Annotated in this window: 24 protein-coding genes; 11 read left to right on the top strand and 13 right to left on the bottom strand. The window is 71.2% G+C overall.

Annotation, left to right across the window (positions count from 1 at the left end; genetic code table 11):
- The first annotated feature begins 72 nt into the window (after positions 1–72).
- Positions 73–3,939 carry an ATP-dependent RNA helicase HrpA gene (gene hrpA, locus ACFWV3_RS02495; RefSeq protein ID WP_382407370.1) on the top strand — a complete coding sequence of 1,289 codons (3,867 nt, stop codon included), beginning with the start codon at positions 73–75 and terminating at the stop codon, positions 3,937–3,939.
- A gap of 29 nt (positions 3,940–3,968) precedes the next feature.
- Entirely contained in the window at positions 3,969–4,502 is a 534-nt protein-coding gene (locus ACFWV3_RS02490) for a hypothetical protein (RefSeq protein ID WP_382407367.1), read from the top strand.
- A gap of 25 nt (positions 4,503–4,527) precedes the next feature.
- Here ACFWV3_RS02490 and ACFWV3_RS02485 read toward each other — a convergent pair whose 3' ends face one another.
- Genes ACFWV3_RS02485 through ACFWV3_RS02475 form a run of 3 tightly spaced genes read right to left on the bottom strand, consistent with a single transcriptional unit; the run spans position 4,528 to position 7,308 of the window.
- Positions 4,528–5,292 (bottom strand): ATP-binding cassette domain-containing protein, encoded by a 765-nt coding sequence (locus tag ACFWV3_RS02485; protein ID WP_382407365.1) that lies wholly within the window; start codon positions 5,290–5,292, stop codon positions 4,528–4,530.
- The gene (locus ACFWV3_RS02480) at positions 5,289–6,287 is read right to left on the bottom strand and encodes an ABC transporter permease (RefSeq protein WP_382407363.1); all 999 of its coding nucleotides are present in this window, start codon (positions 6,285–6,287) and stop codon (positions 5,289–5,291) included. The genes ACFWV3_RS02485 and ACFWV3_RS02480 overlap by 4 nt, the downstream gene beginning before the upstream one ends.
- Positions 6,288–6,291: 4 nt before the next feature.
- Positions 6,292–7,308, bottom strand: a complete 1,017-nt coding sequence (locus tag ACFWV3_RS02475) for a sugar ABC transporter substrate-binding protein (RefSeq protein WP_382407361.1) — start codon at positions 7,306–7,308, stop codon at positions 6,292–6,294.
- 137 nt (positions 7,309–7,445) lie between these two features.
- Between ACFWV3_RS02475 and ACFWV3_RS02470 the strand changes: the two genes are divergently transcribed.
- The gene (locus tag ACFWV3_RS02470) at positions 7,446–8,468 is read left to right on the top strand and encodes a LacI family DNA-binding transcriptional regulator (RefSeq protein ID WP_382407359.1); all 1,023 of its coding nucleotides are present in this window, start codon (positions 7,446–7,448) and stop codon (positions 8,466–8,468) included.
- On the opposite strand, the gene ACFWV3_RS02465 is transcribed toward ACFWV3_RS02470, so the two are convergent.
- From ACFWV3_RS02465 to ACFWV3_RS02435, 7 genes are all read right to left on the bottom strand, one after another.
- Positions 8,455–9,228: an alpha/beta hydrolase gene (locus ACFWV3_RS02465; protein ID WP_382407357.1), complete on the bottom strand. Its 774-nt coding sequence runs from the start codon at positions 9,226–9,228 to the stop codon at positions 8,455–8,457. The genes ACFWV3_RS02470 and ACFWV3_RS02465 overlap by 14 nt on opposite strands.
- Positions 9,229–9,238: 10 nt before the next feature.
- Positions 9,239–10,000, bottom strand: coding sequence for a dienelactone hydrolase family protein (locus ACFWV3_RS02460; RefSeq protein ID WP_382407355.1), 762 nt, complete (start codon positions 9,998–10,000; stop codon positions 9,239–9,241).
- A 20-nt stretch (positions 10,001–10,020) separates the two neighbouring features.
- Positions 10,021–10,989: a PP2C family serine/threonine-protein phosphatase gene (locus tag ACFWV3_RS02455; RefSeq protein WP_382407353.1), complete on the bottom strand. Its 969-nt coding sequence runs from the start codon at positions 10,987–10,989 to the stop codon at positions 10,021–10,023.
- Positions 10,989–13,121 (bottom strand): tetratricopeptide repeat protein, encoded by a 2,133-nt coding sequence (locus tag ACFWV3_RS02450; RefSeq protein WP_382407351.1) that lies wholly within the window; start codon positions 13,119–13,121, stop codon positions 10,989–10,991. Before ACFWV3_RS02450 ends, ACFWV3_RS02455 begins: the two co-directional genes overlap by 1 nt.
- A 9-nt stretch (positions 13,122–13,130) precedes the next feature.
- Positions 13,131–14,087 carry a glutamate ABC transporter substrate-binding protein gene (locus tag ACFWV3_RS02445; protein ID WP_382407349.1) on the bottom strand — a complete coding sequence of 319 codons (957 nt, stop codon included), beginning with the start codon at positions 14,085–14,087 and terminating at the stop codon, positions 13,131–13,133.
- Complete coding sequence (locus ACFWV3_RS02440; protein ID WP_382407347.1) at positions 14,084–15,325, bottom strand: hypothetical protein; 1,242 nt, start codon at positions 15,323–15,325, stop codon at positions 14,084–14,086. The genes ACFWV3_RS02445 and ACFWV3_RS02440 overlap by 4 nt, the downstream gene beginning before the upstream one ends.
- A 131-nt stretch (positions 15,326–15,456) precedes the next feature.
- Complete coding sequence (locus tag ACFWV3_RS02435; protein ID WP_382408142.1) at positions 15,457–16,212, bottom strand: TetR/AcrR family transcriptional regulator; 756 nt, start codon at positions 16,210–16,212, stop codon at positions 15,457–15,459.
- Between the two features lie 37 nt (positions 16,213–16,249).
- Between ACFWV3_RS02435 and ACFWV3_RS02430 the strand changes: the two genes are divergently transcribed.
- From ACFWV3_RS02430 to ACFWV3_RS02415, 4 genes are read left to right on the top strand one after another with little or no spacing between them, the layout of a single operon-like run.
- The gene (locus ACFWV3_RS02430; protein ID WP_382407345.1) at positions 16,250–18,568 is read left to right on the top strand and encodes a DEAD/DEAH box helicase; all 2,319 of its coding nucleotides are present in this window, start codon (positions 16,250–16,252) and stop codon (positions 18,566–18,568) included.
- A complete protein-coding gene (locus ACFWV3_RS02425; protein WP_382407343.1) occupies positions 18,568–19,326 on the top strand; it encodes an SWIM zinc finger family protein in 759 nt (252 codons plus the stop codon). The genes ACFWV3_RS02430 and ACFWV3_RS02425 overlap by 1 nt, the downstream gene beginning before the upstream one ends.
- A gap of 17 nt (positions 19,327–19,343) precedes the next feature.
- Positions 19,344–19,862 carry a sugar O-acetyltransferase gene (locus tag ACFWV3_RS02420; RefSeq protein WP_382408140.1) on the top strand — a complete coding sequence of 173 codons (519 nt, stop codon included), beginning with the start codon at positions 19,344–19,346 and terminating at the stop codon, positions 19,860–19,862.
- Complete coding sequence (locus tag ACFWV3_RS02415) at positions 19,852–20,472, top strand: DUF2238 domain-containing protein (protein WP_382407341.1); 621 nt, start codon at positions 19,852–19,854, stop codon at positions 20,470–20,472. The genes ACFWV3_RS02420 and ACFWV3_RS02415 overlap by 11 nt, the downstream gene beginning before the upstream one ends.
- Here the strand turns inward: ACFWV3_RS02415 and ACFWV3_RS02410 are convergent.
- Positions 20,460–21,428: a helix-turn-helix transcriptional regulator gene (locus tag ACFWV3_RS02410; RefSeq protein WP_382407339.1), complete on the bottom strand. Its 969-nt coding sequence runs from the start codon at positions 21,426–21,428 to the stop codon at positions 20,460–20,462. The two genes, ACFWV3_RS02415 and ACFWV3_RS02410, sit on opposite strands and share 13 nt — an antisense overlap.
- Before the next feature lie 61 nt (positions 21,429–21,489).
- On the opposite strand from ACFWV3_RS02410, the gene ACFWV3_RS02405 reads away from it, so the two are divergent.
- Complete coding sequence (locus ACFWV3_RS02405) at positions 21,490–21,966, top strand: hypothetical protein (RefSeq protein WP_382407337.1); 477 nt, start codon at positions 21,490–21,492, stop codon at positions 21,964–21,966.
- 82 nt (positions 21,967–22,048) lie between these two features.
- Positions 22,049–22,552 (top strand): DUF2087 domain-containing protein, encoded by a 504-nt coding sequence (locus tag ACFWV3_RS02400; protein WP_382407335.1) that lies wholly within the window; start codon positions 22,049–22,051, stop codon positions 22,550–22,552.
- Here ACFWV3_RS02400 and ACFWV3_RS02395 read toward each other — a convergent pair.
- On the bottom strand, positions 22,534–23,265 hold the full coding sequence (locus ACFWV3_RS02395) for an SDR family oxidoreductase (RefSeq protein ID WP_382407333.1): 732 nt from the start codon (positions 23,263–23,265) through the stop codon (positions 22,534–22,536). The genes ACFWV3_RS02400 and ACFWV3_RS02395 overlap by 19 nt on opposite strands.
- Positions 23,266–23,757: 492 nt before the next feature.
- Positions 23,758–23,994 carry a hypothetical protein gene (locus ACFWV3_RS02390; RefSeq protein WP_382407331.1) on the bottom strand — a complete coding sequence of 79 codons (237 nt, stop codon included), beginning with the start codon at positions 23,992–23,994 and terminating at the stop codon, positions 23,758–23,760.
- A 114-nt stretch (positions 23,995–24,108) separates the two neighbouring features.
- Here ACFWV3_RS02390 and ACFWV3_RS02385 point away from each other — a divergent pair, with 114 nt between their 5' ends.
- Together ACFWV3_RS02385 and ACFWV3_RS02380 are read left to right on the top strand one after the other, a co-directional pair.
- Complete coding sequence (locus ACFWV3_RS02385) at positions 24,109–24,687, top strand: RNA polymerase sigma factor (RefSeq protein ID WP_382407329.1); 579 nt, start codon at positions 24,109–24,111, stop codon at positions 24,685–24,687.
- Positions 24,684–25,916, top strand: coding sequence for a hypothetical protein (locus tag ACFWV3_RS02380; RefSeq protein WP_382407327.1), 1,233 nt, complete (start codon positions 24,684–24,686; stop codon positions 25,914–25,916). Before ACFWV3_RS02385 ends, ACFWV3_RS02380 begins: the two co-directional genes overlap by 4 nt.
- The last annotated feature ends 86 nt before the right edge of the window (positions 25,917–26,002 follow it).

Below are 26,002 nucleotides of genomic sequence, written 5' to 3'. Positions count from 1 at the left end.
TTGACCTGGTCAGGCAGGTGGGGTAGTTATTGGCGCGAACGATTCGCACGGCCTGACTATCCTTGAACCCAAATGGACACCCCGCTCGCTGAACTGCACAAACGCCTGCCCGAGCTCATGCCGCGTGATCAACGCCGGCTCGCCAGGCGCCTCGACGGCGTACGCAAGGTCAAAGACCCGATGGCGCGCCGCAAGATCGCCGAGGAGATCTCCTCCCTGATCGACGAGGCCGCCCTCAAGGTCGCGCTGCGCAGGGAGTCCGTCCCGAAGATCAGCTATCCGGAAGAGCTCCCCGTCAGCCAGCACAAGGACGAGATCAAAGAGCTCATCGCGCACCACCAGGTCGTGATCGTCGCCGGCGAGACCGGGTCCGGCAAGACCACCCAGCTGCCCAAGATCTGCCTCGAGCTCGGCCGCGGGATCACCGGCCAGATCGGCCACACCCAGCCCCGCCGCATCGCCGCCCGCACCGTCGCCGAACGCGTCGCGGAGGAGCTGGGCACCAAGCTCGGCGACACCGTCGGCTACAAGGTCCGCTTCACCGACCAGTCCGGCGACGAGACGCTGGTCAAGCTCATGACCGACGGCATCCTGCTCGCCGAGATCCAGACCGACAGGACCCTGTCCCGCTACGACACGATCATCATCGACGAGGCCCACGAACGCAGCCTCAACGTCGACTTCCTGCTCGGCTACCTCAAGCAGCTGCTGCCGCGCCGCCCCGACCTCAAGATCGTCATCACGAGTGCCACGATCGACCCGCAGCGGTTCAGCCAGCACTTCGGCGACGCCCCCGTCATCGAGGTCTCCGGCCGCACCTACCCCGTCGAGACCCGCTACCGGCCCCTCGACGAGGACGACGACCAGACCCAGGGCATCGTCGGCGCCGTCCACGAGCTGCAGGCCGAAGGGCCCGGCGACATCCTCGTGTTCCTCTCCGGCGAACGCGAGATCCGCGACACCGCCGACGCCCTCAAAGCAGAAGACCTCAAGAACACCGAGATCCTCCCGCTCTACGCCCGGCTGTCCGTGGGCGAGCAGCACCGCGTCTTCCAGCGCCACACCGGCCGGCGCGTCGTGCTCGCCACCAACGTCGCCGAGACCAGCCTCACCGTGCCGGGCATCAAGTACGTCATCGACCCCGGCAACGCGCGCATCTCCCGCTACAGCCACCGCCTCAAGGTCCAGCGGCTGCCCATCGAGCCCATCAGCCAGGCGTCGGCCAACCAGCGCAAGGGCCGCTGCGGCCGCGTCAGCGAGGGCATCTGCATCCGCCTGTACTCCGAGGAGGACTTCGAGGCACGCCCGGAGTTCACCGACGCGGAGATCCTGCGCACCAACCTCGCCAGCGTCATCCTGCAGATGACCAACATCGGCCTCGGCGACGTCGCGAAGTTCCCCTTCATCGACCCGCCCGACGCCCGCAACATCAACGACGGCATCGGCCTGCTGCAGGAGCTCGGCGCCATCAACGCCGCCGAGAAGACGCTCACCCCCACCGGCCGCAAGCTCGCCGCCCTGCCCGTCGACCCGCGCCTGGGCCGCATGGTGCTCGAGGCCGACACCACCGGCTGCCTCAAAGAGGTCATGATCATCGCGGCGGCACTGTCCATCCAGGACCCCCGCGAACGGCCGCAGGAACACCAGGAGGCCGCCACCCAGCAGCACGCGCGGTTCGTGGACAAGGAATCCGACTTCGTCACGTTCCTCAACCTCTGGGAGTACCTGCGCGAGCAGCAGAAGGAGCTGTCGGGCAACCAGTTCCGCAAGCGCTGCAAGGCCGAGTTCCTCAACTACCTGCGCGTGCGCGAGTGGCAGGACATCTACCTGCAGCTGCGGCAGGTCGCCAAGCAGATCGGCATGCACCTCAACGACCAGCCCGGCGACCCCCGCAACATCCACATCGCCCTGCTGTCCGGGCTGCTGAGCCACATCGGCGTCAAGGACGTCCTCAAGAAGCAGGCACCGAACGAGAAACGCCGCCCCATGACGGAGTTCCTCGGCGCCCGCAACGCCAAGTTCGCGATCTTCCCCGGCTCCGCGCTCGCGAAGAAACCACCGCAGTGGGTGATGGCCGCGGAGCTCGTCGAGACCAGCCGCCTGTGGGGACGCATCGTCGCCAAGATCGAACCCGAGTGGGCCGAACGCCTCGGCGAGCACGTCGTCAAACGCCAGTACTCCGAACCCCACTGGGAGACCAAGCGCGGTTCTGTCGTGGCGCTGGAGAAGGTGACGCTGTACGGGGTGCCGATCGTCGCCGGCCGCAAGGTCAACTACGGCCGCATCGACCCCGAGCTGTCGCGCGAGCTGTTCATCCGCCACGCCCTGGTGCAGGGGGAGTGGACCACCCACCACCGGTTCTTCCACACCAACCGGGCGATGCTCGAGGAAGTCGGCGAGCTGGAGAACCGCGCCCGGCGCCGCGACATCGTCGTCGACGAGGAGACGCTGTTCGAGTTCTACGACCAGCGCGTCGCCCCGGAGGTCGTGTCCGCCCGGCACTTCGACTCCTGGTGGAAGAAGCAGAAGGACAAGAACCAGCTCACCTTCACCAAGCAGATGCTGGTCAACGACCGCGCCGACGTCACCCCCGAGGCCTACCCCGACCAGTGGCGCCAGGGCGAGCTGACGCTGCCGCTGAGCTACCACTTCGAGCCGGGCACCAAGAACGACGGCGTCACCGTGCAGCTCCCGTTGCCCGCGCTCACGACGCTCGACGACGACGCGTTCTCCTGGCAGATCCCCGGCCTGCGCCACGACCTCGTCGTCGCGCTGATCCGGTCGCTGCCCAAGCAGATCCGCCGCAACTTCGTGCCCGTGCCCGACGTCGCCACCGCGGTGCTGGCCAGGATCAAGCCGGGGGAGACGTCGCTGCTCGGCGGCGTCGAACGCGAGCTCAAAGCCCTCACCGGCGTCACCGTGCACCGCGAGGACTGGCAGTTCGACGCCGTCCCCGACCACCTCAAGCTCACCTTCCAGGTCGTCGACGAGCACAACCGCACCCTCGCCGAGGGCAAGGACATCGCGGCGCTCAAGGAGAAGCTGCGCGACGAGGTCCGCGAGTCGCTGTCCCAGGCGGCCGGGCACCTCGAACGCACCGGCCTCACCACGTGGGACCTCGACGCCCTGCCCCGCACGATCGAGCAACGGCAGTCCGGCATCACCGTCACCGCCTACCCCTCGCTCGTCGACCGCGGCGACACCGTCGCGATCAAGGTCCTCGACACCCCCGGCCGGCAGGCCTACGCCCACCGCCGCGGCGTGCGCAGACTCCTGCTGCTCGGCATCAACTCACCCGTCAAGCACCTGCAACGCCACCTCGACAACGCCGCCAAGCTCGCCCTCACCCGCAACCCCCACGGCAGCGTCGCCGCGCTGCTGGCGGACTGCATCATGGCCGCCGTCGACCGGCTCATGGGCGAACCGGCGTGGGACGCCAAGTCCTACGCCGCGCAGCTGAAGAAGGTCCAGGCCGCGCTCAACGACACCACCTGGGTCGTCGTGCAGGAGGTCCGCAAAGTCCTCGAAGCCGCCCACGAAGCCGAGCTGAAGCTCAGCGGCCTCAAGGGTGCCCCGGACTCCGCGAACGACATCCGTGCCCAGCTCAACTCGTTGGTGTACAAGGGTTTCGTGACGCACACCGGGTACGACCGGCTCCCGGACCTGGTGCGCTACCTCAAGGGTATTTCCCGCAGGGTCGAGAAGCTGCCCGAGAACCCGCGCCGCGACCTCGAGTGGACCGCCAAGGTCCACGAGGTCCACGCCGAGTACCGGGAGCTGCGCGCCCAGACCCCCGCCGACGAACCCGCGCCCGAGCTCGACGAGATCCGCTGGATGATCGAGGAACTGCGCCTGTCCTACTTCGCCCAGACCATCGGCACCCGCTACACCGTGAGCGACAAGAGGATTTTCAAGGCGCTCGACGCCGTTCCGCTCTAGCACGCCGCCGGGAGCCGCTACCGTGGAGCATGAGCTTCCCGGGGGATTCCACGTGGGTGATCTCGAGCGGCGACGGCGGCACGTTCCCCCTGTTCGTGCGGGACGCGCTCGGCATCGACACACCGGCCGCCGGTGCCGTTCCGCCCCTCGTCCCACCGGTCCCGCCCTACACCGAGACCCTGATCCAGCCGGGCATCGTCGAGGACTGGGACCGGTGGTGGCGCGACAGCGTCATGATGGGTTTCGGTCGCGAACCCCTCGGCCTGCCCGACGAGCTGCGCGCGGCCTACCGCCGCTGGCTCGACGCCGCCGGGCCGGAGAGCCTTGCCCGGCGCGACCAGTTGCGCGTCAGCTTCACGTCCTGGGTTCAGGAGGTCGTCGCCGACCTCGAACGGGAACAGGGCTACCGGCCGCTCTTCCGGCTCGAGGTGTTCCAGGTCCCGGTCGAAGGCCAGTTCTGGCAGCGGCTCACCAAGGACCGGGTGCTCGTCTCCGAGGAGCTGATGCTCTCCCGCAACGTCATCGCCCCGCTCGAGTCCGTGATCCGCGACCTCGCCCGGTGAGCCACCGGACGAGGTCGCGCACCGGCTACTCCGGCGGTTCCATCGCGCCCGTCATGATCGCCACCGCGTCCGACATCGACACCGACGACGGGTCCACCACCGCCTTGCGCCGCCCCAGCCGCTGGATGTGGATCCGGTCGGCGACCTCGAACACGTGCGGCATGTTGTGGCTGATCAGGATCACCGGCAGCCCCCGTTCCCGCACCTGCAGGACCAGGTCCAGCACCGCGCGGGACTCCCGCACGCCCAGCGCCGCCGTCGGCTCGTCCATGATCACCACGCGGCTGCCGAACGCCGCCGCCCGCGCGACCGCCACGGCCTGGCGCTGACCGCCCGACAGGGTCTCCACCGCCTGGCCGGGGTTCTGGATCGTCATGATCCCCAGCGCGTCGAGCTGCCGGCGCGCCTCCTCCCGCATGCCCTGGCGGTCGAGCATCCGGAACACCGACCCCAGCACGCCCGGCCGGCGGCGTTCGCGGCCCAGGAACAGGTTCGCGGCGATGTCCAGCGACGGCGCCACCGCCAGCGACTGGTGCACCGTCTCGATCCCCGCCCGCCGCGCGTCCAGCGGCGTCGAGAACGACACCGGCTCGCCGTCGAGGAAGATCTCGCCCTCGTCCGGCACCACCGCCCCGGACAGGGCCTTGATCAGCGACGACTTGCCGGCGCCGTTGTCGCCGATCACCGCGAGGATCTCGCCGGGCAGCAGCTCCAGGTCCGAGCCCGCCAGCGCCGTCACCCTGCCGTACCGCTTGACCAGGCCCTTCGCCTGCAGGATCGGGGTGCTCACGTCTTCACCTTCCTGATCCACTGGTCCAGCGACACCGCCACGATGATCAGCACACCGACCGCCATCGTCTGCCACAGCACGTCCACGCCCGCCAGGGCCAGGCCGTTGCGGAACACGCCGACGATCAACGCGCCGATCAGCGACCCGACCACCGCGCCGCGGCCGCCGAACAGCGACGTCCCGCCGATCACCACCGCCGTGATCGAGTCCAGGTTGTCGGTCTGCCCCGCCTGCGGGCTCGCCGACGCGATCCGGCCGATCAACGTCCACGCCGCCACCGCGTAGATCAGTCCCGCCGTGGCGTACACGCTCAGCAGCACGCGCGCGGTCCGGATCCCCGACAGGCGTGAGGCCTCCAGGTCGTCACCGGTCGAGTAGACGTGCCGGCCCCACGCGGTGTTCTTCAGCACGAACGCCATCACCGCCACGAGCACCACCAGCATGATCGAGCCGTAGGTGATGCGCGTGCCGCCGACGGTGAACGTCTGCCCGGTGAACAGCAGCAACGACGGCATGTCCGTGCCGCGGATCGTGGCGCTGCCGGAGTACCAGAGGTTCACCGCGAAGAACACGTTGAGCGTGCCCAGCGTGACGATGAACGGCGGCAGCTTCAGCCGCGTCACCAGCACCCCGTTGAGCAGCCCGCACAGCGTGCCGACCGCGAACCCCAGCAGCAACGCCGGCAGCCCCGGAAGACCCGTCGACGAGGCCACCTTCGCCATCACGATCGACGTGAGCACCATGATCGCCCCGCACGACAGGTCGATGCCCGCCGTCAGGATCACGATCGTCTGGCCCACCGCGAGCGTCCCCACCACCGCCACCTGCTGCAGGACCAGCGAGATGTTGCCCGGCGTCAGGAACCGGTCCGACAGCAGCGCGAACACGACCACCGCGACCAGCAGCACCACCGCGGGCCCGATCGTCGCCTGCGCGTGCAGCACGTGCTGCACGCGGGTCAGCGGCGACCGGTCGCGGGACTCCACCACGGCCATCGGCTCAGCCCCAGCAGTTCTGCAGGCCGAACGCCGAGTCCTTCGACTCCACGCCGTCGGCGGGCTGGTCGGTGATCAGGGTGACGCCGGTGTCGGTGTTCTGCGGCTTCGAGCCGTCCTTCGCGAACTTCGCGACCGCCTCCACGCCGAGCTGCGCCATCTTCAGCGGGTACTGCTGCGAGGTCGCCCCGATCACCCCGGCCTTGACGTTGTTCACGCCGGGACAGCCGCCGTCGACCGACACGATCACGACGTCCTTCTCCTTGCCCGCCGCCTTCAACGCCTCGTACGCGCCCGCCGCCGCGGGTTCGTTGATCGTGTAGACGAGGGTGACGCCGGGGTCCTTCTGCAGCAGGTTCTCCATCGCCGTGCGGCCGCCCGCCGGGTCGCCGTTGGTCACGTCGTGGCCCACGATCCGCGGGTCGGACTCGTCGCCGATGCGGGTCTTGTCCTTCACGTCGACGCCGAAGCCCTCCAGGAACCCCTGGTCGCGCTGCACGTCCACCGACACCTGGTTCGGGTTGAGGTCCAGCAGCGCGATCTTGGCCTGCTTGCCGTCCTTCGCGAACTTCGCCTTCGCCCACTGCCCGATCAGCAGACCGGCCTTGTAGTTGTCCGTCGCGAACGTCGCGTCCGCGGCGTTCGCCGGCTCCAGGGGCGTGTCGAGCGCGATGACCAGCAGACCCGCCTGCCGGGCCTTGTCCACCGACGGCACGATCGCCTTCGAGTCGCTCGGCGTGATCAGGATGCCCTTCGCGCCCGAGGCGATCAGGTTTTCGACCGCGTCGACCTGCGTCTGGTTGTCGCCGTCCTGCTTGCCCGCGAACGACTGCACCGTCACCCCGGCCGACGAGGACGCCTGCTGCGCGCCCTCCTTCATCTTCACGAAGAACGGGTTCGTGTCCGTCTTCGTGACCAGGCCCACCAGCGTCGAGCCGCCGGAAGAGCCGCCACCGGATCCGCACGCGGTGACCGCCACGAGCAACGCCGCTGCGCTGAAAACCCCGACCGTTCTGCGCATGACCACTCCTACGTCATCGTTGACGTAACCGGCTCTCCCGTCGTGCTCACCTGATGTAGTGGGAGAGCAGCTACGAGTAACCAGACGGGTATACCGTTGCGTCAACGATGACGCAAGGATCGTCACAGGCGGTGAGCATGAACCAACCGAGACGCGAGCCCACGATGCGCGACGTCGCCGCGGTGGCGAAGGTCAGCACCAAGACCGTCTCCCGCGTCATCAACGGCCAGCCCGGCGCCGGCCGGGAGGTCACCGACCGCGTCCTCGCCGCCGCCCGCGCGCTCGGCTACCGGCCCAACCTCACCGCCAGCAGCCTGCGCCGCTCCGACCGGCGCAGCGCCACCATCGGCGTGCTGTTCGAGGACCTGTCCAACCCGTTCGACTCCGCCCTGCTGCGCGCCGTCGAAGACCGCGCCCGCCACAGCGGAGTCCTCGTCCTGGCCGGCAGCAGCGAGGACGACCACGCGCTGCAACGCGAACTGCTCGTCTCCCTGTCCGCCCGGCGCGTCGACGGCGTCGTCGTCATGGCCGCCGGAGGCCACCAGGACGCGCTGCAGCAGGAACGCGAACGGGGGACTCCGATGGTGTTGGTCGACCGGCCGCCCACCTTCGGCGGCACCGACTGCGTCACCACCACCAACCGCGCCAGCTCCCGCGACGCCGTCACCCGGCTCGCCGCCCTCGGGCACCGCGCCATCGCGTTCCTCGGCGACCGCCGCACGTTGTGGACCAGCCAGGAGCGCTACACCGGCTACCTCGAAGGCCTCGCCCACGCCGGTCTCACGCTGCGCGAGGAGCTCGTGCGCACCGACCTGCACGGCGCCGGCCCCGCCGAGGCCGCCACCGGTGAGCTGCTCTGCCTCGACCGGCCGCCCACCGCCCTGTTCACCGCCCAGAACCTCGTCACCGTCGGCGCCATGCGCGCACTGCGGGCCCGTGACCTGCACCGCGGCGTCGCGGTCATCGGGTTCGACGACTTTCCGCTCGCCGACATGGTCGACCCCGGCATCACCGTCGTGCGCCAGGACGTGCCCGGCATCGGCCGCAAGGCCGCCGAGCTCATCTTCGCCCGCATCGACGGCGACACCTCACCGCCCGTGCACGCCGTCGTGCCCGCCGCGCTGGTGCGCCGCGGCTCCGGCGAGATCACCCCCGGCTGACCGACACGATCGCGTCGATCACCTGCGGGCCCGAGCTCAGCACCTCGTCGTTGTGGTCCGCGCCCGCGACCTCCACCAGCGTCGCCCGCGCCGCCGTCGCCACCTCCCGGCTCTGCGCGGGCGGCACCACCGAGTCCGCGGTGCCCAGCAGCACCACCGTCGGCACGTCCAGCGCCGACACCCGCTCCAGCACCGGGTAGGTGTCCTGCAACAGCATCCGCACCGGCAGCCACGGGTAGTGGTGCGAACCGACCGCCGCCAGCGACGTGAACGGCGAGCGCAGCACCAGGCCCTTCGGGGCCCGGTGAGTCGCGAGCTCCGCCGCCACCGCCGCGCCCAGCGACTCGCCGAAGAACACCACCGGCCCGTCCACCAGGTCCAGCGCGGCCCGCGCGTCCCAGGTCAGGCCCTCCTCCGACGGCTTGCCCTGGTTGTCGCCGTAGCCGCGGTAGTCGAACAGCAACACCGACAACCCGCGCGCCGTCAGCTCCTCGGCGATCGGCGCCCGGCCGGCCCGGTTGCCGCCGTTGCCGGGGAACACGATCACCGTCGCGGGCGCGTCCGGCACCTCGAAGTGCCAGCCACCGAGCAGCAGACCGTCCGCCGTCACCAGCCGGACGTCGCGGCCGCCGGGCAGCACGTCCTCCGCGGACGGCAGCGGACCGGGAGAGGGGAAGTAGACCAGCTTGCGCTGAAAGGCGAAGACCACGGCGACGATGGTGACAACCACCGCCACCGCGATCAACACCGCCCTGCGCATCAGCTCCGCGTCACGGCGTGAGCGTGCGCTCGAACAGGGCCAGCAGCTCCGTCCAATGCCGCTCCGCCGCCTCGGCGTCGTAGGCGGCCGTGTCGGCCTGCGTGTAGCCATGGTGCGCACCCGCGTAGACCTCGCAGCGGTGCGTCACGCCCGCGTCGGTCAGCGCCTTCTCCAGCCGGTCGATCTGCTCCACCGGCATCGCCGAGTCCTGGTCGGCGTGCGCGAAGTACAGCTCCGCCGTGACCTCGCCGGCCAGCAGGTGCGGGCTGTCGTCCGCCTCCGACGCCAGGTTCGCGCCGTGGAAGCCCGCCGCCGCGGCCACCCGGTCCGGGTAGGTGCCCGCCGTGCGCAGCGCCAGGCCCGCGCCCATGCAGTAGCCGGTGATGCCGACCGGTCCGCCGGCGGCCAGCGGCGAGTCGGCCAGCCACCCCAGGTACGCCCGCGCGTCGCTCATCAGCCCCTCGGGCGTCAGCGACCGCAGCATCGGCATGATCTGCTCGAACAGCCCCGGCCTGGCCGCCGGGTCGATGAAGTCCGGCAGCTCGACCACCGGTGCCCGGCCGGCGCGGTAGAAGACGTTGGGCACCAGGACCAGGTAGCCCTCCGCCGCCAGCCGGTCGGCCATCTTCTCCAGGTGCGGCCGCAGGCCGAACGCGTCCATGTAGAAGAGCACGGCCGGGAAGGGACCGTCGCCGTCCGGATGCGCCACGTAGGCGTCCGCGACACCGTCCGCGGTGGTCACGTCCACGGTCGTCCCGCGCACAGCAGTCACTCTCGTCGTCTCCCCGGGGTTCAGTCGGCCGGCGCGAACGGCACCAGCACGACGGTGATGTTGTCGTGGCCGCCCGCGTCCAGCGCCACCTTCACGTACTCCTCCGGCCCCGACCCGAGCAACGGCTCCAGGTCCTGCGGCTCCGGCCGGTAGTTGTGCAGCCCGTCCGAGCACAGCAGGAACGTCCCCGCCGAGGTCAGCGGCAGCGTCACGACCTGCGGCACCACCGGGCCCGCGTCCGCGCCGATCCACCGCGACAGCACGTGCGCGCGGCGGTCCGTGCGGGCCTGTTCCTCGGTCAGCACGCCCTCCGCGACCAGCTGCGCGGCCCACGTGTCGTCCGTCGTGAGCTGCTTCGAGCCGTCCGCGGACAGCCAGTAGGCGCGCGAGTCGCCGACCCAGCCGATCGTGGCCGAGTCCTGCGTGACCAGCACCGACACGAACGTGCACGACGGCGCGACACCCCGGCCGCCCGCCTCCACCGGCTCGGCCTCCACCAGCTGCTCTACCGCGAAGCACGAGGCCGCGACCGCGTCGACCATCGCCTGCTCGGCGTCCGCCGAGTCGATCAGGGCGTTGATCAGCACGTCCACCGCGGCGTCCGCTGCGGCCTGGGACGCCTGCTCGGCTCTCTCCGACGACGCCACGCCGTCGCACACCACCGCCGCGACACCCTTGCCCGCGACCGTGCCGAACGCCATCGAGTCCTCGTTGCGGGCGCGGCGCTTGCCGCGGTCCGACACACCGGACACCGAGCCCAGCGCGTACTCGACCCGGTCACGCGCCGAGGGCTGGTGACGGCCGCACTGCGTGCAGTAGTCCTCGTCGTCGATGTCGGGCGAGCCGCACAGGATGCACGACGCCTGCGCGGGACCGGTCGGCCCGCCCAGCGGCGTGCGGCGGACCAGCAGGTTGCGCCCGCACGCCTCGCAGAACCGGTCTTCCGGCGCTACGGGCGCGAAGCACTCCGGGCACTTCAGGGTGTCCATCAAACCAACGTCCTAGGCCTTACCGCGTTCGCGCGGTCCACCAATGCGATCCGTTCCTCCGGCGTGGCCGCGAACCGGGCGAGCGTGCGGTAGCGACGCTCGAGACCCAGCCGAAGCTCGTGTTCGGAGAGTGCACAGTCCAGCACCCTCCCCTCGGCGGCCTGATTGCGGGTCACGTAGTCGTACGCCGCCTCCAGCACCTCCGCCGACAGCTGGGTGTGCGACGCGACGTCGATGTCCAAGTCCCGCAACCGTTCCCCGGCCGCGACGAGGTCCTCGGCACCGCAGTCGCCGAGCTGCGCGCGCACCGCCGCGATCTGCGCCGGCAAGTGTTGCGAAGATGTGTCCGGGACCGACAGCAGCACCTCGACCGCTCGCGCACGGTCACCACACGCGAGCAACACCCGCGCCAGCCCGAACGCCGCCGACACGTACGAGTGATCGGTGCGCCACACCAGCTCGTACCAGCCGGCCGCCGCCTTGCCGTCGCCCACCGCCTCCGTGCACGCCCCCAGCGCGAGCTTCGGCGCCGCCTCGCCCGGCACCGCCGAGCACACCGCGTCGAAGAACCCCAGCGCGTCACCCGGCCGGTCGTCGGCCAGCGCCGCCAGCCCCCGGTACCAGTCGGGCCGCCAGTCCTCCGCCGGGTCGAGCTCCGGCTCGTCGAACATCGACGGCGCCGTCAGCGACTCCAGCTCTCGCAACGCCGCCGCCGTGTCACCGGACTCGATCAGCACCCGTACGATCCGCAGCCGCACCTCCACCGTGACCTGCGGTGCCTTGCGCAGCCCCGCCGGGTCCGACGTCGTGGCCGTCGCGAGCCAGGAGGCGGCCGCGTCCGAGGTGCTCACGCTCGGCGCCGGCAACGCCAGCGCCACCTCGCGCAGGTCGAGCGCGCCCTCCACACCGAACCGGCGGCGTTCCGGCGTGAACTGCCGCGACATGCCCGGCCGCGGCACGCCGTCCTCGATCGCCAGCACCTCCCGCAGCACGCCCGTGAGCTGTTCGGCCATGTCCTCCGCGGAGGAGAACCGCAGCTCGGGGTTCGGGTTCGTCGCGCGCAGCAGCAACCGGTGGAACGAGGAGAACCGGGCCAGCAGCGGCTCCTCGTCCGCCGACGGCAGCCGGTCCTTGCAGGCGCCCCGGAAGTCGAACGGGAAGCTCATCACCGCCAGCGCCCGCCCGACCGTGTAGATGTCGGAGAAGACCGACGGGCCGATCGTGCCGATCTCCGGCGCCTGGTAGCCGACCGTGCCGTAGATGGGGGAGTGGTGGTCGTCGATGCGCCGCACCGCGCCCAGGTCGATCAGCTTGAGCTGCTCCTCGGTGTGGATCATGTTGTCCGGCTTGAAGTCGCAGTACAGCAGCCCCACGCCGTGCAGGTAGCCCACCGCCGGCAGGATCTCCAGCACGTACGCGATGGCCTGCGCCAGCGGCAGCGCCTCGTCGCCGCGGCCCTCCCGGCGCCGGCGCGTGATCATGTCCTTGATCGACTCGCCGCCGACGTACTCCATCACGATGTACTCGACGAGGTTGCCGCTCTCGCGGTCCGCGTGCCGGATGAAGTTGTGGATCTTCACGATGTTCGGGTGCTCGACCTCGGCCAGGAACCGCCGCTCCGCCAGCGCCGCCGCCATCGCGTCCGCGTCACCCGAGTCGAGCAGGCCCTTCAGCACCACCCACCGGTCGCTGACGGCGTGGTCCAGCGCCAGGTACAGCCAGCCCAGCCCGCCGTGCGCCAGGCACCCCAGCACCTCGTACTGGTCGTGCAGCACCTCACCCGGCGCCAGCTTCGGCGTGAACGAGTACGCGTGCCCGCACTGCGGGCAGAACCCCTCCACCCGGCCCGGCTTGCCGTCCTTCGCCCGCCCGACCTTCTTGCCGCACTTCGAGCAGAACCGCTTCGCCTCCGGCACCTCCGGGTCGGCCAGCACCGCCGTCGTCGGGTCCCGGTACGGCACCCGCGGCACCTCGACCAGGCCCGCGCCCAACCGGCCGCGGCTCATCGACCGCGCACTGCCGCGCCGCGCCCGCCCCGAACCCGGTCGCGCGGTCTCCTGCGACGCCGACCAGGGCGCGGTGCCCGGCGCCGTCGACGGCCCCGTCTCGGGCAGGTCCACCTCTTCAGCCATCTCGACCCCCTAGTCCCGATAACGACCGACGGGCGGCGTCGGTGCCGGGCCCAGCCTGCTCAGCCACCGGTCGTAGATCCCGCGCCACGTCCCGTCGGCCCGCATCCGCTCCAGCACGCCGTTGACGAACCGGACCAGGTCCTCCTGCCCCTTCGGGATCCCCACCCCGTACGACTCGTCGGTGAACCGCGACCCCACCACCTCGGTGTACGGGTCCTGTGCCGCGAGCCCCGCCAGGATCGTGTCGTCGGTGGAGATCGCGTCGGTCTGCCCCTGCTGCAACATCACCAGGCAGTCGGTCCAGTTCGGCACGCTCACCGTCGTCTTCGCCCTGGTCACGACGTTGCCCAGCGACGTCGACCCGGCCGCCACGCACACCTTGCGGTCCGCGAGCCCCTCCACACCGCCGATCCCGGAGTTGCGGCGCACCAGCACGCGCTGCCCGGCCTGGTAGTAGACCTGCGAGAAGTCGACTTCCTTGAGCCGGTCGCAGGTGATGGTCATCGTGCGGACCACCACGTCGACGGCCCCGCTCTTGAGCATCGGGATCCGCTCGGCCGACGTGACGACCTTGAACTGCACCTTCTTCTCGTCCCCGAACAGCGCCTTCGCGATCTGCCGTGCCACGTCGACGTCGAAGCCCTCGATCTCGCCGGTGAACGAGTTGCGGAACCCCATCAGGTACGAGTTCTGGTCCACCCCCGCGATCACCCGGCCGCGCTGCAGGATCCGTTCCATCGTCGACCCCGCCGGCATCTGACCCGCCGGCGGCAGCACCCCCGGCCGCAGGCTCGCCGTCGCGTCGCACGACGGCGCGGGCGCCGCCGAACTGCTCGGCGCCGCCGTCACGGTGCTCGCGTTGGCCGGTTCCGGGGCCGGGCCGCCGCGCGGCACGACCTCGCTGGGCGCCGGGCCCGCCGAACACGCGCCGAGCAGCAGCACACCCGCCAGTGCCAGTCGCCTCATCGGTACTCCTTGAGCCGCTGCCACAACCCCATCGTCGCCCCCGCCGCGCCGATCAGCGCCAGCACCACGACCCCCACCACGGTGCCCGCCAGCGACGTCCGCGCCACCGCCACCTCGTCGCTGAAGTCTTGCCGGGCCTGGCCGATCGCCTTCACCAGGTCCTGGTCCAGCGAGTCGAACGCCGGGGTGCCGATCAGCCCGACCGCCTCGGTGTACTGGCCCGCGTCGTCGGCCTGCCGGATGCGCTGGTGCACCTGCTGCCACTCCTGGAAGTGCCGGGTCGCCGCGTCGACGGCGTCGGTGTCGTCCAGCCGTCCCGCCTGGTCCAGCAGCCCCTGCAGGCGTTGCGACACCTCGAGGAAGTTCTTCTCGTAGGTCTGGCCCGAGCCGCGTGCGACCAGGGTCAGCGTCTCCTCGCCGCGCGCGGTCAGGGTCGCGATCCGCGCCTGGGCCAGCACGTCTACCTTCGCCGACGCCGTGCGCGAGTCCGACACGTTGTTCATGACCAGCACCGACACCGTGGTGACCCACAGCAGCGACAGCGCCGCCGCGCCCGTGGCGATGAGCAGACCCACGTTGAGCAGCCGGTTCGTCTTGCGCGTCAGGTACCGCTGCACCAGCACCAGTGCGATCACGAACGCCAGCGCGACCAGCACCGGCACCACCGGGAAGTCCGCCTCGTCCTGGGCACGGCCCACCCGGTCGGTCTCCGCCCGGTACAGCTCCTGGGCCGCCGGCAGCAGCTGCGTGCGCATCAGCCCGGACGCCTCGCGCAGGTAGGCCGCGCCGACCGGGAAGCCCTGCCGGTTGTTCGACCGCGCCGTCTCGATCAGCCCCGTGTACACCGGCAGCTGCGCGGCCAGGGTCGTCGTGAGGTCGGGGGAGGAGGCCGTCGCGACCGACAACGCGGCCTGCGCCTGCGCGATGTCCTTCTCGTAGCGCTCCCGCAGCTGCGGCGGTTCGAGGCCGCCGGACAGGAACGCGCTCGCCGCCGTGGCGTCGGCGTCCTGCAACGCCCGGTAGACCTCCTGGGCCGCGTGCGCGAGCGGCTCGGACCGGGTCGCCAGGTCCTCCAGCGCCCGTTCCTGCCGGTCCACGCTCCACGTCGACAGCCAGCCGCTCGCGAGACTCGCCACGACCAGCACCACGACGATCAGGCCCAACCGGCCGGGAGTCGACCGCGCCAGACCGGTGACCCGGCGCACCAGCGCCTGCCGCGGCTGCGAGTCGATCACCACGAGCGGGCCTCCCACGGCAACTTGATCGGCGTCGCGTAACTGTAGGCACCCGGAGGACACCACGTGCGCATTAACGACGCATCCCGTGAGGTGTCACCCGGCCGTAACGAGATGATCGTCTCGACTGGTGGCTACGCGCGCGCCGCGACCAGCCGGCCCACCCCGTCGAGGATCATCTCCAGTCCGAACTCGAACGAGTGCTCCGGGCTGAACGCGCTCTGGTGCGCCTCGCCGACGGCACCGCCGACCCGCGCGGCCACCGGGTAGCGGGCCGGGTCGAACACGGTCATCAGCACCGGCGCCGCCGCGTCCCACCACTGCCGGTCGGTCAGCCCGGTCTCCTTCTCGGTCACCGCCGCAGCGGTCAGGCCCCGCGCCGAGTTCTGCACGTGCCCGAGCACCAGGTTGAGCACCGAGTCCATCTCGACGTCCGACAGGCCGGCGCCCTCCAGGCCCCGCAGCTCGAAGTCGTACTTCGCCGCCACCTGCGGCCCCAGCACCGTCCGCGACGGCGCTACCTGCAACAACCACGGGTGCCGCCGGTACAGCGCCAGGTTCTCCCGCGCCACGTACGTCAGGTGCTCGCGCCACCCGGCCGCCGGTTCACGCCCGGTCGCGGCCTGCACGGTGTCCACCATGACGTCGATCAGCTCGCCCTTGCCCGGCACGTAGGTGTAGAGCGACATCGTCCCCACGCCCAGTGACTCGGCCACCCGCCGCATCGACAGCGCCTTGAGCCCGTCCGCGTCGGCCAGGGCGATCCCCGCCGCCACGATGCGGTCCACGCTCAGGTCCGGCTTGCCCTTGCGGCTGGTCCGCTCCTGCGTGCGCCACAGCAACGCCAGCGTCCGCGCCGGGTCACCGCTGCCCGTGTGTTCGATCACCAGCCGACCCTACCGTACCGTATGCTGTACGGTACAAGGTGTGTTCACGCCAGCGGACCCTCCCCGGCTCGGCCGCCTCCACGGAAAACCCCTCCTCGAAGCCCTGCCGGACGTCCTCCGCCGCGACGACTACTGGGGTGTCGCCGCTGCGACGGCGCTCGCTCTCGTCGCCCGCGGCCGGATCGTGCCGAGCGTGACCGCGGGTGAGCACGACACCTGGCGGGTCGGGCCGCTCGACCACGCCGACGAGCTGCACCTGCGCCGCCTCGCCGCGCACGGCGACTACGACGAGCTGCGCGGGTTCCTCGACGCCGTCGCCGACGTCTTGCCGCGCGGCGGCGACGGCCCGTTCGCGAGCACGGAGGTCCACGACGTTCCCGAGCTCACCGCGTGGGCCGACGAGCAGGTCACCCTCTCGGTGCGCGTCGAGACGACCGACGACCGGCGGTTCCGCGGCATCCTCCAGGTCCGCCACGTCACCGACCCCCACCCGCGCGACGTGCGCGGCTCCGGCCGCGAGCTCGACGCCATCAAAGCGATCGGCCGCCTCGGCCGGCCTCTGCTGCACCGCCTGCTCGACCAGGCCGACCTCACCGACGACGAGGTGGCCGAGCTCCTCGGCACCGGCATCGAGGTCCACTGGCCCCGCGACCTCACCACCACACTGTCCGCCAGGGCCGTCATCGGCGAGCCGAACGGCCGGTTCCGCGCCGACGACCTGCTCACGTTCCGCTGGCAGCTCGCCCTCGGCGACGACGCGCTCACCGACGCCGAGATGGACGCCATCGCCGCAGCCGGCCGTCCGATCGTCCGGCTGCGCGACCAGTGGGTCCTCGTCGACCCGCGACTGCGCGACCGCGTCCGCCGCGAGCTCAAGCCCCTCACCGCCGTCCAAGCCGTCACGGCCGCGCTCACCGGCACCGCGATCGTCGACGGCGAACCCGTCCCCGTCGCCGCGCACAGCCTCACCACCGCGGTCACGACCATCCCCGAGATCCCGCAACCCGCCGCACTGCACGCGCAGCTGCGCGACTACCAGCTCCACGGACTGCGCTGGCTCGCCCACCTCACCGGCCTCGGCCTGGGCGCCTGCCTCGCCGACGACATGGGCCTGGGCAAGACCGTCACGCTCATCGCCCTGCACCTGCACCGCGACCACCCGCACCCGACGCTCGTCGTCTGCCCCGCCTCCCTGCTCGGCAACTGGGAACGCGAGATCCGCCGCTTCGCCCCCGGCACCCCGGTCACCCGCTACCACGGTCCACACCGGACCCTCGCCGAGTCCGGCGTCGTCCTCACCACCTACGGCACCATGCGCCTGGACGCCGACGCGCTGCGGCAGCACGAGTGGGGGATGGTCGTCGCCGACGAGGCCCAGCACGTCAAGAACCCGCACTCCGGCACCGCCAAGGCACTGCGCTCGATCCCCGCCGCCGCCCGCGTCGCGCTGTCGGGCACCCCGGTCGAGAACTCGCTGTCCGAGCTGTGGTCCGTCCTGGACTGGACGACACCGGGCCTGCTCGGCACGCACCGCGCGTTCCGCACCCGCTGGCCCGCGCCCGACGACACCCTCACCAAGGTCGTGCGGCCGTTCCTGCTGCGCCGCCGCAAGTCCGACCCCGGCGTCGCCCCCGAACTGCCGGCCAAGACCGAGACCGACCTGCCCGTCTCCCTCACCACCGACCAGGCCGCGCTCTACGAGGCGCTCACCCGCGAAACCCTCGACCGGATCGCGGCGAGTGACGGCATGGCACGACGCGGGCTCGTGCTGACACTGCTCACCGGGCTCAAGCAGATCTGCAACCACCCGTCGCACTACCTCGGCCACGACCGGCTGCGGGGCACCTCCGGCAAGCTCGACCTGCTCGACGAACTGCTCGCCACCATCGTCGCCGAGGACGGCGCCGCGCTCGTCTTCACCCAGTACGTCGGCATGGCCAAGCTCCTGCAGCAGCACATCGAGCACCCGACGCTGTTCCTGCACGGCGGCACCCCCGTGGCGCACCGGGAGCGGATGGTCGACGACTTCCAGCAGGGCAGGGCACCGGTGTTCCTGCTGTCGCTCAAAGCCGCCGGCACCGGCCTCAACCTCACCCGTGCCGACCACGTGATCCACTTCGACCGCTGGTGGAACCCGGCGGTCGAGGACCAGGCCACCGACCGCGCCCACCGCATCGGCCAGACCAGACCCGTCCAGGTCCACAAGCTCGTCACCGAGGGCACCGTCGAGGACCGCGTCGCCTCACTGCTGCAGGACAAGCGCGACCTCGCCGACGCCGTCCTGCACGGCGGGGACGCCGCCCTCACCGAGCTGACCGACGCCGAGCTCGCCGACCTCGTCCAGCTCAGGAGCTCCTGATGACCGCACGCGGGTTCGCCGCGTTCCCGAAGGTCAAGCGCCGCGTCGCCACCACCTGGTGGGGCAAGGCCTGGGTGAAGGCGCTGGAGGACACCGCCCTCGACACCCGCACGGTCCGCCTCGGCCGCCGCTACGCCCACGCCGGCGTCGTCGGCCCGATCACCGTCAGTCCCGGCCGGCTGCACGCCCAGGTCCACGACGTCGGCACCGTCCACAACACCACCGTCGCCGTCCCGTCGCTCAGCGAGGTCCACTGGGGACGGTTCCTCGACCGCGTCGCCGACCACCCCGGCCACATCGCCGCCTTGCTGGACAACGACATGCCGCGCGACCTCGTCACCGCCGCCGAGGAGTCCGGAGTGGACCTGCTGCCCGGCATCGGCGACCTCGAACCCGACTGCGACTGCGACGGCTGGGAACTGCCGTGCCGCCACGCCGCCGCGCTCGCCTTCCAGGTCGGCTGGCTGCTCGACGCCGACCCGTTCGTGCTGTTGCTGCTCAAGGGAAAACCGGAACAGGAGCTCCTCGGCGCGCTCAAGGACCGCGTCGCCGGACCCGTCGGAACCAGAACACCTGTGGTGGTTTCCGTCGAACCAGCAGGTCAACTGCCTGCGAAACCGCCACTTCCGGCCACCACACCTGTGGTGCTCGCGGTCGAGCCGCCACCCGGTGCCGACGCCGCGCACCTCACCGCGTTGATGGAGATCGCCGCGAACAGGGCCCGCGCGCTGCTGCGATCGGGCACTCTCGAAGGGTGATCACCGAGAAGCAGAAGATGATGACCGGGCAGCTGTACAAGGACTCCGACCCCGAGCTGGTCGCCGAACGGCAGCACGCACAGGCGCTCGTGGACGAGTTCAACGCCACCCGCGACGGCGCCGTCATCGCCCGGCTCTTCGGCTCGGTCGGCGAGGGCTCGTGGGTCATGCCGCGGCTGCAGTGCGACTACGGCTACCAGATCCACCTGGGCTCCAACAGCTTCCTCAACTACGACGCGATCCTCATGGACTGCGCCACGATCACCATCGGCGACGACGTCTCCATCGGCCCGCGCGCCCAGCTGCTCACCGCGCTGCACCCGATCGAGGACCACGAGGCCCGCCGGCAACGGTTCGAGACCGCCGCGCCGATCACCATCGGGAACAACGTGTGGCTCGGCGGCGGCGTCATCGTCTGCGCCGGGGTCACGATCGGCGACAACGCGGTCATCGGAGCCGGTAGCGTCGTCACGCGCGACATCCCGCCGCGCGTGCTCGCCGTCGGCAACCCCTGCAAGGTGATCCGTGAGCTCTGAGAAGCACAGGCCCACCGAACCGTTGGTGTTGCTGGCGCTGACGGCGGTGGCGCTGGTCGTGTCCGGCATCGCGCCGTACGACCGCACGACCTGGTACCTCGAAGTCGGACCCGTCGTGATCGGCGCGGTCATCCTCGTCGCCACCTACCGGCGGTTCCGGCTGACACCGCTGCTGTACCGGCTGCTGTTCCTGCACGCGCTCGTGCTGATCCTCGGCGGCCACTACACCTACGCCCGCGTGCCGCTCGGGTTCTGGGTGCAGGACTGGTTCGACCTGGCGCGCAACCACTACGACCGGCTCGGCCACTTCGTCCAGGGCTTCGTGCCCGCCGTGCTCGCCCGCGAACTGCTGCTGCGCAAGACCCCGCTGCGGCCGGGCGGCTGGCTGTTCGTGCTCGTGGTGAGCGTGTGCCTGGCGTTCAGCGCGACCTACGAGCTGCTCGAATGGGCGTCGGCCGTGATCGGCGGCTCGGCGGCGGAGGACTTCCTCGGCACCCAGGGCGACGTCTGGGACACCCAGTGGGACATGTTCATGGCCCTGCTGGGTGCCCTCACCGCACAGCTCGCGCTGGCGCGGTGGCACGACCGGCAGCTCGCTCACGTCAGGTAGATCGACGCCAGCTCCCGCACCACCGACGCGACGTGCGCGCGCAGCTCGTCCGGCGCCAGCACCTCGACCTCGCCGCCCATCCGCAACAACATCCCGGCCGCGTGCCCGACCGACTCGATCGGGATCGTCACCCGCACCCACCCGCCATCGTCCACAGCGGACCGTTCCGCGGCCCGCGCCACCGCCGGCAGCACGTTCGACGCGAACGACTCCCACCCCCGCGGCGACAACCGCACCACCGCCTCGCCGGTGAACTGCCGTGCCTGGAAGTCCTCCAGCGACGCCGCCCAGTGCGCCGCCAGGTCGAACCCCGCCGGCCGCTCGAACGACTCCTCCAGCACCTCCACCGACCGGATCTGCGCCACCCGGTAGGTCGAGATCCGCGACGCCCCCTGCGCCACCAGGTACCAGCGCCCCGCCTTGAGCACGAGCCCCAGCGGCTTCAGCACCTTCGTGACGTCCTCCGGCGCCTGCCACCGCCGGTACCCGACCTCCAGCAGCCGCTCCCGCCACACCGCGTCCGCCACCGGAGCGAGGAACGGCGACCGTTCCGGGTCGGAGTACCACGACGGCGCGTCGAGGTGGAACCGCTCGGTCATCCGCGCCGCCCGCACCCGCATCGACGACGGCAGCGCCGCCATCAGCTTGAGCTGCGCAGCCGACACCGCGTCCCCGAGCCCCAGCTCGGCCGCCGGCCCCGGCAGCCCCGCGAGGAACAGCGACTCGGCCTCCTGCTCGGTCAGGCCGGTGAGCTTGGTGCGGTAGCCGTCGAGCAGCTGGTAGCCGCCCGCCGGGCCCGCGTCGCCGTAGAGCGGCACCCCGGACGCGTGCAGCGACTCGACGTCGCGGTAGATCGTGCGCACCGACACCTCCAGCTCGGAGGCGAGCGCCTGCGCCGTCATCCGGCCCTTCGTCTGCAGCAGGAGGATCAGGGACACCAGTCGGCTCGCACGCACGCGACCACACTGGCACACACCACTGACACAGGTTGTCAGTGTTAGCTCATACGTTCGACGCATGGCTTTCTACGAGAAGGAGCTGGCGGTCAAGGAACCGCTGCTCATCGCGGGCAGGCACGTCAAGCGCTACGAGGTCGTCACCCCGGGCCTGGAGATCACCGACGAGGTCCGCGCCGCCGCGTACGCGTTCCTGCCCACGATCTACCCGGACTTCGAGGACCCGACCCCGCCGGCCACCGTCACCGTGCTGCACCGCAGCGCCGCGGGCATGTACCTCAACGCCTACAACTGGGTCTGGGACAACGTCCTGCACTGCCGCACCGCCGTGTCCGGTGACCAGCCGTTCCTCGGTTCGACCGACCCCGACCTCACGCGCTTCGGCGTCATCCCCAAGGACCTCATCGGCTGCGTGTGGGAGCTGCCGCCGCTGGAGCACGAGCGCCGCGCGTGGGTGCGGCACGTCCTGGAGCCCGCCGAGCCCGACGTCGAGACCTACCTGAAGGACGTCATGGCCGAAGGTCTCGTGGGCCGGTGAGCGACTGGCAGGGGGCGCCGTCGAAGTAGCACCGTCGAAGTAGCGGGCAAAACCGGTGGACGGAGGCGTTAGGTTCGCAGACATGACCACTCCGGAGTCTGTCGTGCGCGCGTTGGCCGAACCGGCGAGGCTGCGGGCCTTCGCCGCCGTCGTCCTCGGGGCGGGGACCCTCGCCGACGTCGCCGCCGCCTCCGGGCTCGAGGTCAAGGACGCCGGGACCGCGCTGCGCAAGCTGCGCGAGGCCGGACTGGTCGAGGGTGAGCCCGCGCGACCCGCGGACCTCAAGCCGCTCGCCGCGACGCTCACCGAGCAGGTGCCCGCCGACGGGCTCGCGCCGTTCGTGCGCGGGGACAAGCTGATCTCGCTGCCGGTCGCGCACGAACGCCGTCGCAAGATCCTCGAACACGTCGCGTCGAAGGCCTTCGAGGCGCGGACGTACTACGAGGAGACCGAGATCAACGAACGGCTCCAGGCGTGGTGCGACGGGGGAGAGGTCGACCACGTCACCATCCGCCGCTACCTGGTCGACTTCGGTCTGCTCGAACGCGGCGGCGGCATGTACCAGGCTCAACCTCTCCCGATGTAGGGCATGGTCGTGGCCATCACGGTCATGAACTGCACGTTGGCGTTCAACGGCAGCCGGGCCTGGTACAGCACGGCGTCGGCCACGTGCCGCACGTCGAACGTCGGCTCCGCGGCGGTCTCGAGGTTCGCCTGCAGCACGCCCTGACCCATCCGCTCGGTCATCGCGGTCGCCGCGTTGCCGATGTCGATCTGCCCGCACGCGATGTTGTGAGGGCGGCCCTCCAGCGACAACGACTTGGTCAGCCCGGTCATCGCGTGCTTGGTCGCGTTGTAGGCCACGGCGTGCGGGCGCGGCACGGACGCGGAGATCGAGCCGTTGTTGATGATCCGGCCGCCGCCGTGGGTCTTCATCACGCGGAAGGCCTCACGGGCGCACAGGAACGCGCCGGTGAGGTTCACGCCGACGACCTTCTCCCACGCGCTGAGGCTGAACTCCTCGACCGGCGTGGCGCGCACGTTCGTCCCGGCGTTGTTGAACAGCACGTCCACGCGGCCCCACCGGGCGACCACCGCGTCGAACAGCGCGACGACGGAGTCCTCTCGGGACACATCGGTGGGCACGACGAACGCCGTGTCGGGGAAGCCGTCCGCGGTCTCGGTCAGCGCGTCCTCGCGGCGACCGGCCAGCGCCACCTGGAAGCCCGCTTCCAGCAGGGTTCGCGCGGCCGCGCGTCCCACGCCGGAGCCCGCTCCCGTCACCACGACGACTGCCATCGGTTGTCTCCCCTCGATCAAGCGATTGCCCGAACTGTCCGGTGTGGAGTAATAACCGGGTGTGGAGCGTGAAGACGACCCCTGCCGACTGTGCCAGGGGTCAGGGACGATGTCGTGGCAACAGCCGGTTCCCGGTCCAGAAGGCCTTGTGCTGCACGAGATGTCGCATCCGTGCCCGCGCGGCTGCTCGGGCTGGTGGAGAGTCCCGCACGCCGAGAGCGGGCGCTCGGTACCGGGAAACGTCGCCCACGCCAACGAGATTCCAGCCGGACCGTCCACCCAGGCCTGATCACCGAGCGTGAACGATGGGGGTCACCCATTATTGCCGTGACCGTCCCTGCTTGGCGGCTGCCACCACTCGGAGTAGAAGCGGACACTGTTCTTCTGTGAAGGAGTGCAGCCGTTGCCATGGTTCTGGGCTCAACGAGGACCGGACCGCCTGCCGGGTCTGCGGCGGGTTGGGCCAGGTCCCCGACCGGTAGCCGCCGGAACCTATTTCTTCGTCATCAGGGTCGGGCCGAGGATGCGGCGGGCGAGCCGCCTGGTCAGCGACTTGGGCTTGCGCGCGGGCGTCGGAGCGGTCGCGGCGGCGGGCGTCGCCGGGGGTGCTGATGGAGTGGGCGTTACGGGAGCGACTCCGGGAACGGTCGCCGCCTCCGGTTGCTCGGTCGGGATCTTCGCGAACACCTGGGTCTCCGGCTCGACACTGCCGGGCTGCTCGATCGGCACCCCACGATCTTGCCATCGCTGTCATTCGCGCCTCGAATGAGGGGCAGGTCGCCTGATGGGGTGTGACCGCTGTCACGCAGCACACTGTGCGGAGGTGGCCCCAGGCGGAGTGTGATGACTGAAACGACCGAGTGTGCGGACGTGGGACCGCCTGACACCCGCCTGTGGGACCAGATCGCGCAGGGTGACCACGCGGCGTTCACCGAGCTGTTCGAACGTCATGCGGAGGCGGTCTGGAACTACGCCTACCGGCTGACCGCGTCGTGGTCGCAGGCGGAGGACCTGCTGTCCGCGACGTTCCTGACCGCGTGGCGCAAACGCGGCGACGCCCGGCTGGTGCGCGACTCTGCGCTGCCGTGGCTCTACACCGTGACGGCCAACCGCGCCCGCACCGAGTGGCGTGCCGCGCGCCGCGCGCTGCGGCTGGTGTCGAGGCTGACCCCGCAGCACGAACGCGACCACGCCGACGAGGTCGCCGCCCGCACCGACGCCGAACGGCGCCTGGCCGTCGTGGTGGCGGCCATCGCGAAGCTGCCCCCGGCCGAACGCGAGATCGCCCAGCTCTGCCTGCTGGGCGACGTGTCCACCGCCGACGCCGCCACGCTCCTCGGCATCGCCGAGTCGAGCGTCCGCGCCCGCGTCGCCCGCACCCGCGCCCGCTTGCGGGACCTGACCCCCGAGGACACCCCGTGATCGACCAGCTGCCCGAACACCGCCGCCTGCCCGACGACATCCGCCTGCGCGCCCGCCGGCGCCTGTCCGAGGACATGCGTCCCGCACCGCGCACCGGCCGGCCCGTCCTGATCGCCGCCGGGGTCAGCCTCCTGGCCGCGGGCGCCGTCGTCGCGAGCCAGGCCCTGCTCGGCGCGCCCGCGGAGGTCGCCGGACCTCCGATGCAGCACAACGGCGAGTTCGTCGGCAAGGACCGCGCCGTCGTCAACCACGTCGAACGCGGCAAGGTCGACCAGGACGCACTCGCCCGCTGCGCCGCGGCCGCCACGGCCCACCCGCCGGCCGCCGAGTGGCAGCCGCTCGTCACCAGCCGCAGGAACGGCACCGTGCTCACCGCGTTCCGGGTGCCCGCGGGCGTGTTCTTCTGCGCGAACACCGCCACCACCACGACCGTCTCCGCGCCCGCCGCGGACCCGGTCGAGGCCGGCGACCGCAAGGTGAAGATCCTGTTCACCACGCCGTCCGGGGCGATGGCGGGCCTGGTCTCGCCGGACGTGACGCTGCTCAGCCTGTCCCGCATCGCCGACCCCGGCTGGAACGTCACCTCGCCCGCGGTGGTGGACGGCCTGTTCCTCGCCCCCGACGGCTACCTGAACGCGGAGACCGGCACGATGGCGCTCGTCGACGGCGAGGAGTCCGCGGTGCGCGGGGTGCCGAAGCCCACCCCGCCGGTGACCGACCGGCCGCAGCCACCCGCGGACCGCACCACCCCGGAGGCGCAACGGCTCGGCGCGTGCATGTCCGGTCGTGCGATCCCCGACGCCGGCCAGTTCGCCCACGGCGTCACGGTCAAGGTGAGCCCGACCGACACGATCGTGCTGGGCCGGTTCGGCGACCTGCTGGTCCACTGCCTCGACGACGGCCGTCCCGCGCACGGCCTGGTCTACGACCTGCGCGACCCCGACGGCATGGAGATCGTCAACGGCACGACCGTGGGGGCGATCCGCGCGGCCTACGACTTCAAGCCGCTGGAGGGCGGCGGTTCCGCGAGCGAGAGCACCGCCGCGGTGGGCGTGCTGTTCGACCCGCGCGTCGCCTCCATCACCTACACCGCGCCGGGGTCCGCCGACGTGCCCGCGGTGATCGGCAACGGCACGTTCGTGCTCGCGGCCCCGTTCGCCGAGGGCGCGAAGGTCGTCGTGCGCGACGCCGGAGGAGTGGTCCTCGAGACCATCACCCCCACGCGGTAGACAGGATGATTAGCATGGCGAAGTGACTGTCGAGACGTCCGCGGCTCCGGCCGGCTACAAGTGGATCGCGCTGTCCAACACCACGC

The organism is Lentzea sp. NPDC059081 (assembly GCF_042738015.1).
Taxonomy (GTDB): domain Bacteria; phylum Actinomycetota; class Actinomycetes; order Mycobacteriales; family Pseudonocardiaceae; genus Lentzea.
This window is presented reverse-complemented; position numbering and strand designations above follow the sequence as displayed.